15 protein-coding genes are annotated in these 16686 nt (G+C 73.2%); 8 read left to right on the top strand and 7 right to left on the bottom strand.

The features are described 5' to 3' along the window. Window positions 1-100 precede the first annotated feature (100 nt). Complete coding sequence (locus HS99_RS16245; protein WP_030284691.1) at window positions 101-1522, bottom strand: NAD(P)/FAD-dependent oxidoreductase; 1422 nt, start codon at window positions 1520-1522, stop codon at window positions 101-103. Between the two features lie 295 nt (window positions 1523-1817). On the opposite strand from HS99_RS16245, the gene HS99_RS16240 reads away from it, so the two are divergent. The 4 genes from HS99_RS16240 to HS99_RS16225 all read left to right on the top strand — a co-directional run bounded on the left by HS99_RS16240 (window position 1818) and on the right by HS99_RS16225 (window position 6114). After that, window positions 1818-3374: a GlnX family signal transduction membrane protein gene (locus tag HS99_RS16240; protein WP_030552965.1), complete on the top strand. Its 1557-nt coding sequence runs from the start codon at window positions 1818-1820 to the stop codon at window positions 3372-3374. A 290-nt stretch (window positions 3375-3664) separates the two neighbouring features. Beyond that, on the top strand, window positions 3665-4261 hold the full coding sequence (locus HS99_RS16235; protein WP_030284695.1) for a helix-turn-helix domain-containing protein: 597 nt from the start codon (window positions 3665-3667) through the stop codon (window positions 4259-4261). Window positions 4262-4326: 65 nt separating this feature from the next. Continuing rightward, window positions 4327-5283, top strand: coding sequence for a signal peptidase I (gene lepB, locus HS99_RS16230; protein ID WP_078938935.1), 957 nt, complete (start codon window positions 4327-4329; stop codon window positions 5281-5283). A gap of 171 nt (window positions 5284-5454) precedes the next feature. Beyond that, window positions 5455-6114, top strand: a complete 660-nt coding sequence (locus tag HS99_RS16225; protein WP_030284699.1) for a double zinc ribbon domain-containing protein — start codon at window positions 5455-5457, stop codon at window positions 6112-6114. Window positions 6115-6223: 109 nt separating this feature from the next. Here HS99_RS16225 and HS99_RS16220 read toward each other — a convergent pair whose 3' ends face one another. Further along, window positions 6224-7879, bottom strand: a complete 1656-nt coding sequence (locus HS99_RS16220; RefSeq protein ID WP_078968640.1) for an LCP family protein — start codon at window positions 7877-7879, stop codon at window positions 6224-6226. Between the two features lie 243 nt (window positions 7880-8122). Between HS99_RS16220 and HS99_RS16215 the strand changes: the two genes are divergently transcribed. From HS99_RS16215 to HS99_RS16205, 3 genes are all read left to right on the top strand, one after another. Next, window positions 8123-8494, top strand: a complete 372-nt coding sequence (locus tag HS99_RS16215; protein ID WP_050366336.1) for a hypothetical protein — start codon at window positions 8123-8125, stop codon at window positions 8492-8494. Between the two features lie 116 nt (window positions 8495-8610). After that, a complete protein-coding gene (locus HS99_RS16210; RefSeq protein ID WP_046387366.1) occupies window positions 8611-9825 on the top strand; it encodes a trans-sulfuration enzyme family protein in 1215 nt (404 codons plus the stop codon). A gap of 630 nt (window positions 9826-10455) precedes the next feature. Then, on the top strand, window positions 10456-11706 hold the full coding sequence (locus HS99_RS16205; protein ID WP_043480704.1) for an ROK family transcriptional regulator: 1251 nt from the start codon (window positions 10456-10458) through the stop codon (window positions 11704-11706). 7 nt (window positions 11707-11713) lie between these two features. Here HS99_RS16205 and HS99_RS16200 read toward each other — a convergent pair whose 3' ends face one another. Beyond that, window positions 11714-12901 (bottom strand): S1 family peptidase, encoded by a 1188-nt coding sequence (locus HS99_RS16200; protein WP_050366335.1) that lies wholly within the window; start codon window positions 12899-12901, stop codon window positions 11714-11716. Window positions 12902-13223: 322 nt separating this feature from the next. Here HS99_RS16200 and HS99_RS44940 point away from each other — a divergent pair, with 322 nt between their 5' ends. Next, complete coding sequence (locus HS99_RS44940) at window positions 13224-13751, top strand: hypothetical protein (RefSeq protein WP_037829715.1); 528 nt, start codon at window positions 13224-13226, stop codon at window positions 13749-13751. 1 nt (window position 13752) lies between these two features. Here HS99_RS44940 and HS99_RS16190 read toward each other — a convergent pair whose 3' ends face one another. From HS99_RS16190 to HS99_RS16175, 4 genes are all read right to left on the bottom strand, one after another. Next, window positions 13753-14439, bottom strand: a complete 687-nt coding sequence (locus tag HS99_RS16190; RefSeq protein WP_191898829.1) for a thiaminase II/PqqC family protein — start codon at window positions 14437-14439, stop codon at window positions 13753-13755. 81 nt (window positions 14440-14520) lie between these two features. After that, window positions 14521-14919, bottom strand: coding sequence for a hypothetical protein (locus HS99_RS16185; protein WP_050366334.1), 399 nt, complete (start codon window positions 14917-14919; stop codon window positions 14521-14523). A gap of 109 nt (window positions 14920-15028) precedes the next feature. Further along, complete coding sequence (locus HS99_RS16180; RefSeq protein WP_030552956.1) at window positions 15029-15604, bottom strand: DUF6817 domain-containing protein; 576 nt, start codon at window positions 15602-15604, stop codon at window positions 15029-15031. 161 nt (window positions 15605-15765) lie between these two features. Further along, complete coding sequence (locus HS99_RS16175; RefSeq protein WP_030552955.1) at window positions 15766-16638, bottom strand: ketopantoate reductase family protein; 873 nt, start codon at window positions 16636-16638, stop codon at window positions 15766-15768. Window positions 16639-16686: the final 48 nt, after the last annotated feature.

Genomic DNA, 16686 nt, shown 5'->3' with positions numbered 1-16686 from the left:
ACGGACGCATCCGAATTAACGGGAGCGCTCGGACCGGGCGGCCGCCGCACGGGGGCGCGCACCGGGCGAGTGCCGGTGCGCGCCCCCGTACGGACGTCCCTCAGCCGCGCAGGACGGCGGCCACCACCGAGGGGTGGAACAGCCGGGTCGGCGGCTCGACCAGCGACAGCACCTCGTGGAAGGCCGCCGTGACCTCGGGGTTGCGGGTCGCGCCGTGCAGGACCCTGTCCAGGTAGCGGTGCTGGAGCCTGATCAGGGCTCCGGTGGGTCCGCCGGTGGTGGCGGCGAAGCGCACGTCCTCGGCGCAGGACATCATCCAGGCGTTCTTGGACACCGCCGCGATCTCCCGCCGGGCGTCCCGGGCCGTGGCGGGCCCGATGTCGCCGTGCCGCAGGGCCGTCCGGCGCAGCACCTGGGCGCAGAACAACGAGATGGTGACGCCCTGGCCGTACACCGGGTTGAAGGTGCTCGCGGCGTCGCCGACCGCCACCAGGCCCGCCGGGGAGCTGCGCTCGTAGTGGCGCCGCACGCCCGGGCCGGGGAGGAAGCCGCGCACCTCGCTCGCGGGTTCGGCCTCCCGCAGCATCTCGCTCAGGCCCGGGTCGCGCAGTTGGGACAGGTGCTTGGTGAAGCCCGCCTCGCCGGGCTCGGGTTCGGCACCGCGCATCCCGGCCAGGCTGACGATCCAGCGGTCGCCCTCCACCGGCAGCAGCACGCCCATCCGCGGCTTGTCCGGGGCCTTGGTCTGCAGGTAGATCGCCTGGTGGCCGAAGTCGACGCCGGGCGGACGGTGGAACAGCCGGGAGGCGTAGGCCACGCCCGCGTCCACCCGCTCCTCGGGCACCGGGCGGCAGCCCAGTTCGCTGAGCCACTTCGGCACGGAGGTCGATCGGCCGGAGGCATCGATCACCAACTCGGCAGGAAAATCCCGGACTTCACCGCGTTCCGAGCCGCGTTCCGAGCCGCCTTCCGAGTCGTGCGCCGCGTCGTGCGCCGAGTCGCGCTCCGTCTCCTGCTCCGAGCCGCGCCCGGCTCCCCGCTCGCGGAGCTTCACCCCGGTCACCGCCTGCGCGGAGCCGAGCAGGCCGACCACGTCGGTGCCTTCCAGGAACTCGATCGAGGGCTCGGTGCGGACCCGGTCCAGCACCAGCTTGTCCAGCACCGGACGGGTGCAGGAGAGGAAGGTCATCCGGGCGGGGTAGTCGATCATCCACCCGGCCGAACTGAGCCACTTGAGGTCACCCGAGGTGGAGACCCGATGCGCGCCCGCGGCCGTCAGCTCCTGGTTGATGCCGGGCATCAGCTCCTCCAGCGCCCGGTGGCCCGCCTCCAGCACCAGGTGCGCGTGCCGGCCCTGCGGCACCCCGGCCCGGAACGCCGGCTCCTCCGGGTACCGGTCCCGCTCCACCACGACGATCCGCTCGGCGAAGCCCCGCAGCGCCCACGCCGCCACCACACCGGCCAGCCCGCCGCCGATCACCACCGCCGTACCCCGCCCGGGGGCCGTCTCCGAAGAAGTCATGCGACGTAGCGTAGTGGCGGCGGCGTCGGACCGTAATCGCTCCAGCTGGACGAACGTTCCGGCAGCGCAGTGTGGTTGACGTCGCAACGGGCTCGAGGGCAGGTACCCCCACTCCCGCGGTGGACGTTAAGGAAGCGTCAAGAAGCCCGGGCCGCACCGTCAAGGAGGCGTCAGGAGACGTCCCTTCGCGGGTGGCGCGGCACTAGCGTCGCGCGCCGGAGAGAAACGGTTCTGCGCTCGGGCCCCATTCCGGGGCCCCGGCGAGCCGTACGACGGGGGAAAGGGACGTGTCGTCATGACCACCTCGGCAGCGGGCGCAACAGCCACCTCGGCCACCTCGGCCACCTCGGAGGAGGGGGACGCGGGGGAGGACGACGGCCCCGGACCAGCAGCCGGGCCGCCGATCCCCTCCGGCCTCCCGGCCCGGCTCGGCCGGAGCCTCCGCGCGGTCGGCAGCCGTGCCCACTGGACCACCCCGCGCCTGGTCCGCGGCCTCACCGCACTGAGCCTGGCCGGCCTGATCGGCCTCGGCGCCACCGCCACCGCCGTCCTCGGCGGCGCCCGCGACGGCACCGACACCATCGGACACCGGGCCGCCCCGCAGGCCACCCGCGCCTCCGATCTCTACTTCGCGCTCAGCGACATGGACGCCCAGGCCGCCAACCTGCTGCTGGTCGGCGCCGACCAGGACTACACCGCGCTGCGCAAGCAGACCCTGGACACCTACGAGCAGCGCCGCAACCAGGCCGACGACGACCTCCAGCAGGCCGCCCAGTCCGCCGCCACCGACCCGGCCGCGCAACGCGCCGTCCAGCTGGTGCTCGGCCGGCTCGGCAGCTACGAGGCCCTGGTGGCCCGCGCCCAGCTGCTGGAGGAACAGGCCGCGGCCCCGGCGGGCCGGCCCTCGCCCGCCGCCCTGGACGCCTACCGGCAGGCCTCCGACCTGCTGCGCAATCAGCTGCTGCCCGCCGCCGACCAGGTCACGGCTGCCAACGAGGCCACCGTCGACCACGTCTACGCCCAGCAGCGCGACGCCCTGGGCAGCGGTTGGTGGTGGCTGTTCGTCGTCGGTCTGCTCGCCCTCGCGGCGCTGGCCGGGCTCCAGCGGGTGCTGGCCGTGCGCTACCGCCGGGTGCTCAACCCCGCGCTGGCGGCCGTCACGCTGCTGACCGGCGTGGCGCTGGTGACCGGGCTGAACCTGGTGGGCCGCACCGAGGACCACCTGGTGACGGCCAAGAGCAACGCCTACGACTCGGTGATCGCGCTCAGCCGGGCCCGCGCCGTCGCGTACGACATGAACGCCGACGAGAGCCGCTACCTGATCGACCAGGGCCGCGCGGCCGTGTGGGAGCAGGCCTACCTGGAGCAGAGCCAGGCGGTCGTCCACCTGGACGGCGCGACCATGGGCAGCTACGGCTCCCAGCTGCAGGACGCCTTCGACCGGCACCGGGCGGACCGCTCGGCCGTCCCCTTCGGCGGCTTCCTGGGCAGCGAGCTGCACAACGTCACCTTCCCCGGCGAACAGGACGCCGCCGAGCGGGTCCTGGGCGCCTTCCAGGAGTACCAGGTGATCGACCGCCGGATGCGGGACCTGCACGACGCGGGGAAGCTCAAGGAGGCCATCACGCTCAACACCGGGCTCGCCAAGGGGCAGTCCAACTACGAGTTCGGGCAGCTGAGCGCGGCCATGGCGGACACCATCACGGTCAACCGGACGGCGATGGACGCGGCGGTCGCGGCGACCGACGGCGACCTCGACGGCACCACGGTGGCCCTGGCCGGGGCGGTGCTGGCGGCGGCGCTGGGGCTCACCGCGGTGGGGGTGCGGCCCCGGCTGCGCGAGTACCGGTAGCGCGGCGCCGCCCGCCCGGGGGCCGGCCAGGGGTCGGTCGATCGGTGACCGGTTTCCGGACGGCGACCGGTGGTTGGAAGGCGGCCGCTGTCCGGACGGCGACCGGTGTCCGGACGACCGGTGTCTGGAAACCGGTGACTGGAAACACGGAAAGCGGGAACCCGGAGGGCGGGGCCCGGTGACGAACGGCGGATCGTCACCGGGCCCCGCCGCGTGCTCAGCCCTCCCGGGCAGGCGTCACCGGTGTGCCGGATTGACAAAGGCCCTTGCCATCCCGGCGAATAGCAGGCATGGCCGACGAAGAGTTCGAGAACGTCCTCACCACGGTGGGTCCCCGGCTGCGCGCCCTGCGCCGGGAGCGCGGCACCACGCTCGCCAAACTGGCCGCGGCGACCGGCATTTCGCTCAGCACGTTGTCCCGGCTCGAGTCCGGCCAGCGCAAGCCGACCCTGGAACTGCTGCTTCCGCTGGCCCGGGAGTACCGGGTGCCGCTGGACGAACTGGTGGGCGCCCCGGCGACCGGTGACCCCCGCATCCACCCGCGCCCGGTGACCAGGAACGGCCAGACCATCGTCCCGCTCACCCGCCACCTCGGCGGTCTGCACGCGTACAAGCACATCGTGCCGCCCGGCCGGAACACCGGGCCCGAACTGGACCTGAAGGTCCACGAGGGCTACGAGTGGCTGTACGTGCTGTCCGGGAGGCTGCGGCTGGTGCTCGGCCCGCACGACCTGGAGCTGACGGCCGGTGAGGCCGCCGAGTTCGACACCCGGACCCCGCACGCCTTCGGCAACGCCGGTTCGCAGCCGGTGGAGTTCCTCAGCCTGTTCGGCCCGCAGGGCGAGCGTATCCACGTCAGGGCGCGCCCGGGAACCTCTGTTCGGTAGGTTCGTTCCCTGTCAGGGAGTCTCCGCTTCGAGCTCCCGCCAGGCCGTCGGGAGGGGCCGAACACATGAGTGTGCAGCAGAGTACGGAGTCCGGCGGGAGCGGCGGAACCGAGGAGAGGCCGACGACCGGACCGGACGGGACCGGGACGGAAGGTGACCAGCCAGCGGCCGTCCAGGAGGAGAACGCGGCGGCCGAGCCGGACGGGACCCCCGCCGCCGGTGCGAAGCCCGCGCGCAAGAAGCGCCCGTTCTGGCAGGAACTGCCGATCCTGCTGGTGATCGCCCTGCTGCTCTCGCTCGGCATCAAGACCTTCTTCGTGCAGGCCTTCTCGATCCCCTCCGGTTCGATGGAGAACACCCTGCAGATCGGCGACCGGGTGCTGGTCGACAAGCTCACCCCGTGGTTCGGCGCCGAGCCGGAACGCGGCGAGGTGGTGGTCTTCCACGATCCGGGCGGCTGGCTGGAGGACACGGCGCCGAAGGACGACGGCCTCATGGGCAGTGTGCAGAAGGTGCTGAGCACCGTCGGCCTGATGCCCTCGGCGGACGAGAAGGACCTGATCAAGCGGGTGATCGCGGTCGGCGGGGACACCGTCGAGTGCAACGCGGGCAGCCCCGTGAAGGTGAACGGCGTCGCGCTGGACGAGCCGTACCTGTTCCCCGGGGCGACGCCCTGCGACAACGACCCGGTCGGCACGGTCACCGTGCCCAAGGGCAAGCTGTGGGTGATGGGCGACCACCGCAACAACTCGCGGGACTCCCGCCCGCACCAAAACCTCACCGGGGACGGCTTCGTGCCGGTGGACGACGTGGTCGGTCGGGCCTTCGTGGTCGCGTGGCCGATCTCCAACTGGTCCACCCTGCCCGTCCCGGACACCTTCGACAAGGTGCCCTCGCGGGCCGCCGCTGCCCTGCCGGAGCAGGCGCCCCCGGCCCCGGCGGCGCTCGCCCTGGCGGGCGTGGTGCCGATCGCTCTGTGGCGGCGCCGGCGGTCGCGGCGGTCGCGGCGCCGGACGGGCTGAACGGACGGGCCCCAACGGAACTCCACCCGCCGTGTCCTGCGGCGGGTGGAGTTCCGGCGAGCGCCGCGGGATCGTGAAGGGCGTGTCAGGAGTTGTCGGCGGAACCGTTGGCAGGCCCCCGTCGTCCCTGGGAGCGACTGCCGACAGGCCACTTCAGCAACCGGGGACGACGTGAGTTCCGAGATCTACTTCAGCGACAACTACCGCGATCTGTGCGAGAAATACGGTACGGGAGCGGGCTTCCAGTTCGAGTTCTACTGCTACCGCTGCTCCGACACCTGGCGCTCGCCCTTCGAACGGTTCACCACCGGCCAGGTCGCCGGCTGGATAGGCAAGGGCGTCAACGCGGCCTGGAACCTCATCGGCGGCAACGCCAACACCATCAGCAACGCCGCGGACGGACTGGCCGGCCAGACCTGGGGCACCTCGCGGGACGCCGCCTTCCAGCGCGCGATCGCCAACGCCCAGTCGCACTTCAACCGTTGCGCCCGGTGCACCCACTACGTCTGCGGCCGCTGCTTCACTCCCGAGCAGGGACTGTGCCTCACCTGCGCCCCGGACACCGCGGCCGAGGCGGCGGCGGCGCAGCGGCGCGGCCTCAACGACATGGTGACCGACCGGGCGTACCAGGTCGGCCAGCAGTCCGGTGCGGAGTTCGACGTCCGTACGCCGACCCAGCTGGTCTGCCCGCAGTGCCGGGCCGAGACCCACGGCACGCCGTTCTGCCCGGGCTGCGGGTTCAGGCTGGCGCAGCCCGTCCAGTGCGGTCAGTGCCACAAGGACGTGCCGGAGGGAGCCGCGTTCTGCCCGTCCTGCGGGACGAGGCGCTGAGCGGCCGGTAGCCGGAACGGGCGGGGCGCCCGCGGACCCGAGGTCTGTGGGCGCCCCGCCCGTTCGTCGGTGCGGTGCGGTGTCGCGTCGTGCGGTCCGGTGCGGCGGCTCAGCCGTACGACACGTTGGCGCACGGGTCGTCGTCCGCCGAGCGGGCGGTGCCGCTGACGCTGGTCGGCAGCGGGGCCGGGGCGCCGGGGGCGCCAGGTGCCGAGGCGGCGGCGGAGGCCGGGTTCGCGGCGGCGAAGTCGTGGCCGAGCACCACGCTCAGGCCGCGGCCGCCCGGCTGGACGGTCGCGCCCGGGAAGAGCTTCGCGACCGACTCGGCGGCGGTGCGCTCGCCCGTGCCGTACTCGACCACGGTGGTGCTGCGCGGCTTCCCGGCCGCGTTGCCGACGGTGGTGACCGTGTAGCCGGCGCCCTTGACTGCCTCGGCGCCCTTGCTGCCGAGGCCGCTCTCGCCGGTGCTGTTGAGCACGGCGACCTTGATCTCGGCGTTCTTGGCGTCCGCGGCGGGGGTGGGCGTGGCCTCGGCGGTGGGCGCGGCGCTGGGGGCGGCGGAGTCGGTGGCGGCGGGGCTCTGGGCGCTGGCGTCCTGGCCGTCGATGGTGCGGTCGGCCTTGAGCGCGGCCCAGAGCTGGTCCACGTCCGGGTGCACCAGGGCGACCCGGGGGCCCTCGTAGCGCCACGGCGCGGTGAGGAACTTGATGTTGTGAAGGTCGACGTCCTTGATCGACATGGCGAAGGACATCAGCTTGGCGGCCGAGCCGAGGTCGGGGTCGACGGTCAGCGACTTGGTCGCCGCGTCGGCGAGCGGCAGCAGGGTGGTCGGGTCCATGCCCTTCGACTTGACCTCCTTGATGAGGGAGGAGAGGAAGGCCTGCTGGCGCTTGGTGCGGCCGATGTCGGAGCCGTCGCCGATGCCGTGCCGGACCCGGACGTAGTCCAGCGCGGCCTGGCCCGAGACCTTCTGCCTGCCCTTGGCGAAGACCAGCTTGCCCTTGTGGCCGAGGTTGGGGTTGAGGTCCCCCTCGTGGATGTCGTTCGGCAGGCAGACCTCGACGCCGCCGACCGCCGAGGTCATCGCGGCGAAGCCGCTGAAGTCCACCACGATGGTGTGGTCGACGCGCAGGTTGGTGAGCTTCTCCACGGCGTTCTGGGTGCAGGCCGGGTTGCCCTGGTCGGTGTTGCCCACCGAGAACGCGCTGTTGAACATCACATTGGTCTGTTCCTTGGTCCACTTGCCGTTGGGGAGCTTGCACGGCGGGAGGTTGACCAGGGAGTCACGGGGGATCGAGATGCCGACGGCGTGCTTGTGGTCGGCATAGACGTGCAACAGGATCGCGGTGTCCGAGCGGGCACCGTCGTCCCCGCCGCCACCCAGGTCGCTGTTGCCGTTGCCGCGGCTGTCCGAGCCGATCATCAGGACGTTCACCGGGGTGCGGCCCTGGGCGTCCGGCGCGGCCGCCTCCGGGCGGTCCTTGCTCAGGGCGTCGCCGTCGAAGGTGGTGATGTTGCTGTTCAGCCGGTAGTAGACGGCACCGCCGGCGAGCACCAGGAGGGCGGTGCAGCCGGCGGTCACCCAGAGCACCTTCTGCTTGGTGCTGCGCTTGGGCTTCGGCTTGGCCCGGCTGGTGGGACGGGTGTCGGATATGTCCTTGTCCGCCCCGCCCTTGCCCGGGTCGGCAGCCCGGCCGGCGGTCCTGCGTCCACCGGCCCGGTGCGGCGAATTCTCGGTCTCGGTGGAACCCCTGCGACCCGACACGGCGTCATCCTCCACAGTTGCCACGGAACCCCCGTGGGAGCGGTGGCTTGCGGGGTCCTGGGTCGGAGTGGATCCGGGCCGGCCCGTCGCTAAACTTTTACACCGCTGTAGAACTTTCAGAGGAGCATACTAGGCGTAGATGAGAAAAACACTGGTCAGACCATAAGAGAAGGTCGACCGGCCTCATCCCCGCCGCTCCGCACCCGCACGAGGAGCATGATGACTCACCGGATCGCACGTTCGATGGCCGGCGCCCTGGTGGCACTGCTGGCCGCCGTCGGTCTCAGCGCCGCGGCGTCGAGCGCGACGGCGGTGGCCGCAACCCGAACCGCCGTGGGGAGCACGGCCGTCGAGCCGGGGGCGGCGTCCGCGGATGTGGCGAATGTCACGCGGGGCCCGAACGTCTCGCAGGTCTCGCACGTGACGCCGGTCACGCGCGTGACGCAGGTCTCGCACGTCACGAACGTCGCGGCCAAGCAGGAGAAGAAGAAGTCCGGCTTCTTCGCCAAGCTCGGCAAGTTCCTGCTGGTCGTGGTCATCCTGATCATCCTGGTCGTCATTCTGCTGATCTGGGCCGTCGTCCACTTCGTGCGACGGCTCTTCCGCCGTCGGTGAAGCACCGCCGAGTTGACCGCTGAGTCCGCCCCGGGTGCCGAAAAGGCCCCCCGGGGCGGTCCACTCGGGTGGGATTGGCCCTGTCCGCCCCCGCCGCGGCGCCGCAGGATGGCGGGATGAGCGACCACCGTACCGACCGCACCGGCCCCGCCGACGCACTGCGCCCCGAGAGCCGGATCGTTCACCTGCCCCTGGCCGAGGCCGCCGGCAGCCGTCCGCTGGGCATCCCGCTGCACCAGAGCCACCTGTTCGCCTTCGAGACCAGTGAGGCGCTCACCAGCGCCTTCGGCGGGCCCGACGGGGCGTTCTTCTACAACCGGTTCGGCAACCCCACCGTCCGCTCGCTGGAGAGCGCCGTAGCCGACCTCGAAGGCGGTGCGGGCGCCATCGCCACCGCCTCCGGCATGGGCGCCATCAACACCGTGCTGCTCGCCCTGCTGCGCTCCGGCGACCACGTGATCGCCCAACGCAGCCTTTACGGCGGGACCTTCGCAATGCTGGCCGACCTCGGCCAGCGGTGGGGCGTCGAGGTGACGCACGTCTCGGGCGACGACCCGGACGAGGTCGCTGCGGCGCTGCGGCCCAACACCCGGCTGCTGCACCTGGAGACGATCTCCAACCCGACCACCCGGGTCACCGACCTCCCCGGGCTGATCGCGGTCGCCCGGGGCGCCGGGGTGCTGAGCGTGGTCGACAACACCTTCGCCACCCCGCTCCTGTGCCGGCCGATCGAGCACGGCGCGGACGTGGTGGTCCACTCGGCCACCAAGTACCTGGGCGGGCACTCCGACGTCCTCGCCGGGATCGCCGTCTTCGCCGAGGCCGAACTGCACCGGAAGGTCTGGCACTACGCGACCGAACTCGGCGCCAGCGCCGACCCCTTCGCCGCCTGGCTGACCGTACGCGGCCTGCAGACGCTGGCCCTTCGGGTCCGCCGCCACTGCGACACCGCCCTCGACCTGGCCACCCGGCTCTCCGCCCACCCGGCGGTCTCCGCCGTCCACTACCCGGGGCTGCCCGCCCACCCCGACCACGACCTCGCCCGCCGCCTGCTGCCGGACGGCCACGGCGGCGTCCTCGCCTTCGACCTGGCCGGTGGCCGCGAGGCAGCCCGGGCCTTCACCGAGTCCGTGCGCCTGGCCTCCCTGGCGCCCTCGCTCGGCGGCGTCCACACCCTGGTGCTCCACCCGGCCAGCACCTCGCACCGGCAGCTGTCGGACGAGGAGTTGGCGGCGGCGGGCATCGGGGCGGGCACGGTCCGGGTGTCGGTGGGCATCGAACACCCGGAGGACCTGTGGACGGACGTGGAGCAGGCCCTCGCGAAGGTCTGACGGACGACGGGCACCGATCCCGGCTGCGGTGGGTGCGTTCCCGGGGCGGCCGTGATGCGGCTCGTGGGGACGGACGTCCGAGGCTTTCACGCGCCGAGCCGCGCCACGCCCACTAATGGGTGAAAGCTTGGCCGGCCCCAGACGTCATCGTGCCTGAGCCGTGGCTCATTGTGTGCGCGTGCACATAACTGTATGGTGCGTGCGCACGCACACAGTCATCGGCGTCCAGGAGACGCGGAGGCCGTGAGGAGGGACCGCATGGCAACCCATCGCATCGTTCTGATCACCGGCACCTCCTCCGGCGGTTCGGCGGTGCTCGGGATGACGAGCGGATGGATCGGGGGCGCCAACGCCTGACGGCGGGTCGCCGCGGGGGAGGGTCCACGCGGTCGGCGCCGGGTGATCACCGGTCATACTTGGGCAGCGGCGCCCGACACCGGACGCTGCGGGCGGTGCCGGGGCGACCGCCCCGTCGGCAGGGAAGGTCCGTCCGGACCGCCGGCCGTGGACCGTCCCCGTGGTGGCCTGCCCGTCGTGGACCGTCCTGTGGCGGACCGCTGCGTGGCGGGCCATCCCGTGGCGGACCGCCGTGTCGTGGCGGGTCGTCAGCAGTCCAGACCGGAGGAAGCGATGAGCCCCCACCAGCCGACCAGTCGTCCGGCGGCCGGGGCCCCCGGTGTGCCGTGGAACCGGCAGCGGCTGCGCAGCAACAACGAGTGGCTGCTGCTGGAGCTGCTGCGCACCGGCGGCGGCACCTCGCGCGCCCAACTGGCCCGGGACACCGGCCTGTCGAAGCCCACCGTCTCCGCCGCACTGGCCGACCTGGAGCAGGCCGGGCTGGTCCGCGAGGCTGGGTGGGTGTCCCCCGAGCGCGGCCGCACCGCGGTGCTGTACGAGGTCGACCCGACCGCCGGCCACGTGCTGGGCGTGGACATCGGCCGGGCCCGGCTGCGGGTCGCGGTGGCGGACCTCGCCGGGACGGTCGTCGCCCGGCGGGACGTGGCCAACCGGGGCCGGACGGCCGACGCCGTCGCGGACGCGGTGGTCGCCGCCGCGCGGGAGGCGACCGCCGAGGCGGGCCTGGGAGCCGCGGACATCGTGCACGCGGTGATCGGCACGCCCGGGGTGTGGGACGAGGAGCGGCGCGGCGTCCGGTACGCCACCAGCCTGCCCGGCTGGGGCCGGCCGGGGCTCTTCGACCGGATCGGGGAGGGTCTGGGCACGGCCGTCACGGTGGCCAACGACGCCAACCTCGCCGCGCTCGGCGAGTACACCCTCGGCGCCGGGCGGGGCAGCCGGATGTTCGCCTACCTGCTGGTGGGCACCGGGCTCGGGCTGGGCGTGGTCAAGGACGGCGAGCTGCTACTCGGCGCGCACGGCGCGTTGGGCGAGATCGGCCTGGTGCCGCTGCCGGCCCTCGCGGGCGGCCAGCCCGGTGTGGAGGGCGCGGTGGGCGGCCCGGGCGGGACGACGCTGGAGCAGGAGGCCGCGGCGGACGCGGTGGTGCGGGCCGCCCGGGAGTTCGGGTTGGAGGGTTCGGGCGGGCGGCAGTTGACCGCCAAGCGGGTCTTCGAGCTGGCCCGGGCCGGCGACGCCGCCGCTCTTCGGGCGGTGCACTGGGAGGCGGAGCGACTGGCCTACGCCGTCGCCGTGCTGTCCGCCGTGCTCGACCCCGATCTGCTGGTGCTCGGCGGCGGGATCGGCAGCAGCGCGGACCTGCTCCTGGAACCGCTGGAGCAGGCCCTGGGTCGCTTCAGTCTGATGCGTCCGACGCTCGCACCGAGCCTGCTGGGGGAGGAGGCGGTGCTCCTCGGTGCGGTCTCCACGGCGTTGGAGACCGCCCGCCCCGAGGTGTTCGAGCGCCGGACGGCCCAGCTGTGATGCGGTGTCAGCCGGTGGCGAGGGTCAGGCCGTAGGTGCTGAGGATCGGGTTGACCGGTTGGAAGTAGGTCTCACCGCCCGAGGAGCAGTCGCCGGAGCCACCCGAGGTCACGCCCTGGGCCTGGTTGCCGGAGATGAACGAGCCGCCGGAGTCGCCCGGTTCGGCGCACACGTCGGTGCGGGTGACGCCGTAGACGCTGCCCTCCTGGTAGTTGACGGTGGCGTTCTGCTCCTCGACCGTGCCGCAGTGCCAGCCGGTGGTGGAGCCGGAGCGGCACACCGAGCCGCCGACCGACTGCTCGGTCGAGCCGCCCACCGTCACCGCGCCGCCCGCGTAGTCGTTCACCTGCGGCTGGGCGGTCCAGCCCGGGTCGGCCGCCACCCAGGACCAGTCGTTGCCCGGGAAGGTCGAGCCCTGGAAGGTGCCGATCGAACTGCCGTCGGAGGCAGTCGCGTTGGAGCCGGGCTGGCCGCAGTGGCCGGCGCTGACGAAGCCGGGCTGGCCGTTCTGGGTGACCGGGAAGCCGATCGAGCAGCGGGCGGCGTTGTCGATGTAGTACGCGTCCCCGCCGTGCAGGTCGGCGAGCGGTCGGGGTGCGGCGGTGGCCCGCTCGACCCGTACCAGCGCGCGGTCCACCCCGGCCTGCTCCAGGAAGGCTCCGGTGCGGGCGTCGTCGGCGGACTGCACCACGACGGTGTTGGCGCGGACGTCGACGTACCAGAGCGGGGTGGCCTCGGGTGCGGCGCCCCGGGAGGCCCGGTCGAGCGCGGCCTTGGCCTGGTCCAGGGTCTTCAACGGGTGCCGGACGACGGTGGCCCGGCCGCCGTGGGCGGTGATGGTGCGGGCGGCGGAGGCGTCCGTGGTGGCGACCACCAGTTCGGCCTGCGGCCCGTCGATCCAGGCGCCGGCCCAGTGGTCACCGAGCGCCCGGGTGAGGGCGCCACGGACCGCGGCGGCCCGGCCCTCCCGGGCGATCCGCTCGGCGGCGGCCTGCGGGGCGAGCCCGAGGTCGCGCTGCATGGCGTGCAGCAGGGCGGGCGGCACGGCGGCGGTGCGGGCGGGGGCGGCCAGGTCGGGGGCGTCCAGGGCGGCGGCTATGGACGGGTCGTCAGCGGGCGCGCTGACGGCGGGGGCTGCGGTGAGCGCGACGGTCGCGAAGGCGGCGGCGACGGCGAGCGCACGGATCCGGAGCATGGGGTCTCCTTGTTCGCGTGGGGGTTGCCGGAACCGTAGCGATCCGCGCACGCTGTCCGGAACATGTCATTACTCCCTGAGCTACGGCGCTATACCCCGCGGGTAGGCCGGGGGCCGGGGGGCGCCGATGGCCGTCGCGCCCGGGGTGGGTGGGGGCTCCGGTGGCCGTCGCGCCCGGCGGTTGCCGCGCCGGGGCGGCCGTCGTGCCCGGGTGGCCGGATTGTCTCGATCTGCAAACGAGTGGGGAAAGCGTGGCCACGGCGTGTGCGCGTTCTGCTTGACTCGCACGCCTCGCCCATACGGAACGGAGCGTTCTCCCCTCATGACTTCACGGATAGCACGCCGGCGGGCGGCCGGCCTGGCCGGATTCGCCGGACTCGTCCTCACCGTCGGTCTGACGCTGACCGGTTGCGACCCGTCGGCAGCGGACGGCAAGGCGTCCTCGGCGCCGACCGCCTCGGCCGGTTCGACCGTCCCGCCCACGCCGAGCGCGCCCCCGGCGACGACCCCGGCCCAGGCCGCGCCGGCGATCACGCCGTCGACGCCGCCGACCTCGCCGTCCACCCCGCCGCCGTCCGCCTCCTCGGCGCCGTCCGCCGCCCACCCGCAGACGCCGGCCGCCAAGCCGCAGCCCAAGGTGACCACCGCGCAGCCCCCGACCGACCCGGAGACGCAGCGCACCCAGGCGGCGGCCGGCGGTTCGGGGTGCGAGATCCGCTCCAATGCGGGCAACTGCTACGCGGCCGGGCAGTTCTGCCGCAACGACGACCTCGGCCGGAGCACCCACGACGCCAACGGGCGGGTCATCTACTGCCGGGTGGTCAGCGGAAAGCCGCACTGGCAGGCGTGAGTCACCCGCCCAGGGTGGACCAGAACAGGTGCTCGTAGGCCTGGAGCAGCAGGCCGTACTCCCGGGCGGTGGCCAGTGTGAGGCCGTCCAGCGGGTCCGGCCCGAGGGCGTCGGCGGCCCGCTGCTCCAGTTCGGTCGCCGGCTGGGCGAAGAAGTCGAAGAACGCGCAGGCCTCGTCGGAGAATCCGTGGTGCCGGCGCAGGGCCCGGGCGATGGTGGCGCAGTAGCCTCCCCAGGCCGCGAAGTTGGCCACCAGGGCGGCGACCGCGGCGGGCGGCACGCTGTTCAGCGCGAGCCAGGCGAGGTAGGCCGGATAGGCCTGGCAGCCGGGCAGCGGCGGTCGGTCGGCCACCGCCCGGCCGTCCAGGCCGCAGGCGGCGGCCAGCGCCGGGAGGGTGCGCAGCGCGGCGCTCTCGCCCTCGGCGAGGGTGGCGAACCAGGCGCCGAGCGGACGGTCCGCGCAGCGGGTGGCGAGCAGTAGCAGGCTGCGCCGGTCGGAGGTGATGATCCGGTGCTGCTGGGCGGCGAGTTCGGCCACCGCGGTGAGCGGGGCGCTGCCGTCGGCGAGTGCCGTGACCAGCGCGGGGGCGAAGTCGCCGGGGGCCAACTCGGCGCGCAGCTGCTGGATCTGGTCGAGGATCGGGTCGTTCACCGGTGCCTCCGGGGTGCGGTTCGGTCCGGTGCCCATTCCTACCGCCTGGCGGCGGCCGGATGGTGGCGACAGGCCGGGAGCGCTGGGGTCGGTCGGCGCTCCCGGCCGCTGCTGGGGTCAGGCTCCGGCGCAGGCCTTGGTCAGCTCGGCGGCTGCGTCGCCGATCGGTGCGAAGTCGGGCTCCTTCCCGAGGGAGACGGCGTCCTGGGCCTTGTCGACGGCCTTGGACAGCTTGTCGGCGGCCACGTCGAGCTTGCCGTCCCCGTCCTTGCGGATCTTCTTGACGTCGTCGACGATCCTCTTCAGGGCGTCCACGGTGTGTTTGCGTCGACCCTCGTCGGTGATCTGGCCGACGTTGATCGCCGAGTCGGTGAGGTCCTGGACGTCGCCGGTGAGGCTGATCGCCCGCTTTCCGCAGTCGAGGGCCTGGTCGGCGTTCTTGCAGGCGGTGAACAAGGGGGCCGCCACGAGCAGTGCGGTCGCGGCGGCGGCAAGCCGGTACGGCTTCTTCGTCATGTCTGTTTCCCTCCCGCCTTCGAGAACGCCCGGCCCTCGTGCGGTGGTTCCGGCATGACAAGTGAACGATCGGAAGATATCGCGTTAGTGGTACAAGTTTTGATGTCCGTCAGATGGATTGTCCGTACTTGTCGTGCCAGGCCTGCCAGGCGGCGGCCGGAAGCAACTCCCTGTTTCGGGAAAGCAGTTCGTACAGGACTGGGCCGTAGCGGTCGGCCAGCTCGGCGTTGTGGGTGAACACGTCGAGCTCATTGGCGGCCGTGATGGCGAGGAAGGCCCGCAGGTCCTCCTCCGGCGGGGTGTGGTCCCGTCCGGTGAACCGGTCGTGGAACAGGGGCACTTCGTCCCGGCCCAGCCGCGGGTAGACGGCGGTCCGGCCGCAACTGGCGTACAGGTAGACGAGCGCCTCGGCGCGCTCGCCCACGACGTCGACCAGGGTGCCCCGTTCGTCCAGCGCGAGCAGGGCGCCGTCGAACCCGTCGGTGCTGTACGCGGCGTGGCAGAGCCCGGCGGCCTGGACGGCGGAGTCGGTGCCCCACTCCGCCAACAGGGCGGCCACCCTGGTCAGGTGCTCCAACAGGGTGCCGCCCGGGTGCGGGATCCGGTCGGCGTCGTGGGCGCGGAGGAACTCCTCGACGTGGCTCCACGCGGGAGTGCTGGGGCTGCGGTGGTCGGCTGGCGTCACCTGAGGAGTTCTACTCCTGCGGCCGACCGACCCGCAACCGGGATCGGCCGGCCCGCTACCGCGATCGGTCGTGCCGTTACCGCGATCGGCCGGCCCCGCTGCTGCGATCGGCCGTTCCGCAACCGAGTTCGACCGGTCCTCTGTTGCGATCGGCCGTTCCGCTACGACAGTTCGCGCACCAGGCGGGTGATGGTCGGGGTGGGGACGGAGTGCGCGGCGGCGGCCCGCAGCACGGCGCCGCCGATGGCGTCGAGCTCGGTCGGCCGGCCCGCCTCGACGTCGCGCTGCATCGAGGACTTCATCGCCCCGGGGATCCGGTCGAAGGAGGCGAGCAGCGTCCGGGCGTCGGCCGGGGCGCCGACCGCCTTGGTGACGGCGGCGATCTCGTCCAGGACGGCGAGGAGTTCACCCCGGTGCTCGGTGCGCACGGCGCCGATGCCGTCGGCGTGCCGGGTGGTCAACAAGGCGAAGGGGGCGAGGAAGGACAGCTTGCTCCAGAGCATCGCCGTCTCGTCCTCGCGCAGCGTGACGTCCAGGCCGGTGCGCCGCAGTTGCTCGGCGAACTCCTCGACGGGCGCCGCCAGTTCGATGGTCGCGAACGGGCTGGTGTGCTCGATCCGGCCGGGGGCGGTCCGGGTGGCCTCGACCCGGATCGTCCCGGCCACCACCCGCCCGGCCGGGTAGTGCTCGCGCAGGAGTGCCATGTGGTCCAGGCCGTTGAGCAGGGGCACCACGATGCCGGTGCCGAGGGCCTGCGGCGGCATCCGGTCGAGCGCGGCCGCCAGGGCAGTCTCCTTGACGGTCACGAAGGCGGCGTCGACCGGCTCGCGCAGCTCGGTGGCGGCCTCCACCCGGGCGGTGAACTCACCGAACTGGCCGCTGCGCACGTGCAGTCCGTCCCGGGCGAGGGCGGCCGCGGTCCGCTCGCCGGCCAGGCAGATGACGCGGTGGCCGTCGCGTGCGAGCAGGCCGCCGATCAGTCCGCCGACGCCGCCCGGGCCGAGGACGGCGACGGTGAGGGGGGTGGTGGTCATGGTCACTCCTGGTGGGTGTGCGGATGTGCGGATGTGCGGGTGGTCGGG

This window comes from Kitasatospora aureofaciens (assembly GCF_001188955.3).
GTDB classification, from domain to species: domain Bacteria; phylum Actinomycetota; class Actinomycetes; order Streptomycetales; family Streptomycetaceae; genus Kitasatospora; species Kitasatospora aureofaciens.
The sequence above is the reverse complement of the archived record's forward strand: the minus strand, read 5'-3'. Positions and strand labels throughout refer to the sequence as shown.

Excerpts from the sequence above, each read along its gene's own strand:
- HS99_RS16245 (WP_030284691.1), bottom strand. The coding sequence starts at position 1,522 with ATGACTTCTTCGGAGACGGCCCCCGGGCGGGGTACGGCGGTGGTGATC.
- HS99_RS16240 (WP_030552965.1), top strand. The coding sequence starts at position 1,818 with ATGACCACCTCGGCAGCGGGCGCAACAGCCACCTCGGCCACCTCGGCC.
- HS99_RS16235 (WP_030284695.1), top strand. The coding sequence starts at position 3,665 with ATGGCCGACGAAGAGTTCGAGAACGTCCTCACCACGGTGGGTCCCCGG.
- lepB (WP_078938935.1), top strand. The coding sequence starts at position 4,327 with ATGAGTGTGCAGCAGAGTACGGAGTCCGGCGGGAGCGGCGGAACCGAG.
- HS99_RS16215 (WP_050366336.1), top strand. The coding sequence starts at position 8,123 with ATGGCCGGCGCCCTGGTGGCACTGCTGGCCGCCGTCGGTCTCAGCGCC.
- HS99_RS16210 (WP_046387366.1), top strand. The coding sequence starts at position 8,611 with ATGAGCGACCACCGTACCGACCGCACCGGCCCCGCCGACGCACTGCGC.
- HS99_RS16205 (WP_043480704.1), top strand. The coding sequence starts at position 10,456 with ATGAGCCCCCACCAGCCGACCAGTCGTCCGGCGGCCGGGGCCCCCGGT.
- HS99_RS16200 (WP_050366335.1), bottom strand. The coding sequence starts at position 12,901 with ATGCTCCGGATCCGTGCGCTCGCCGTCGCCGCCGCCTTCGCGACCGTC.
- HS99_RS44940 (WP_037829715.1), top strand. The coding sequence starts at position 13,224 with ATGACTTCACGGATAGCACGCCGGCGGGCGGCCGGCCTGGCCGGATTC.
- HS99_RS16190 (WP_191898829.1), bottom strand. The coding sequence starts at position 14,439 with ATGGGCACCGGACCGAACCGCACCCCGGAGGCACCGGTGAACGACCCG.
- HS99_RS16185 (WP_050366334.1), bottom strand. The coding sequence starts at position 14,919 with ATGACGAAGAAGCCGTACCGGCTTGCCGCCGCCGCGACCGCACTGCTC.
- HS99_RS16175 (WP_030552955.1), bottom strand. The coding sequence starts at position 16,638 with ATGACCACCACCCCCCTCACCGTCGCCGTCCTCGGCCCGGGCGGCGTC.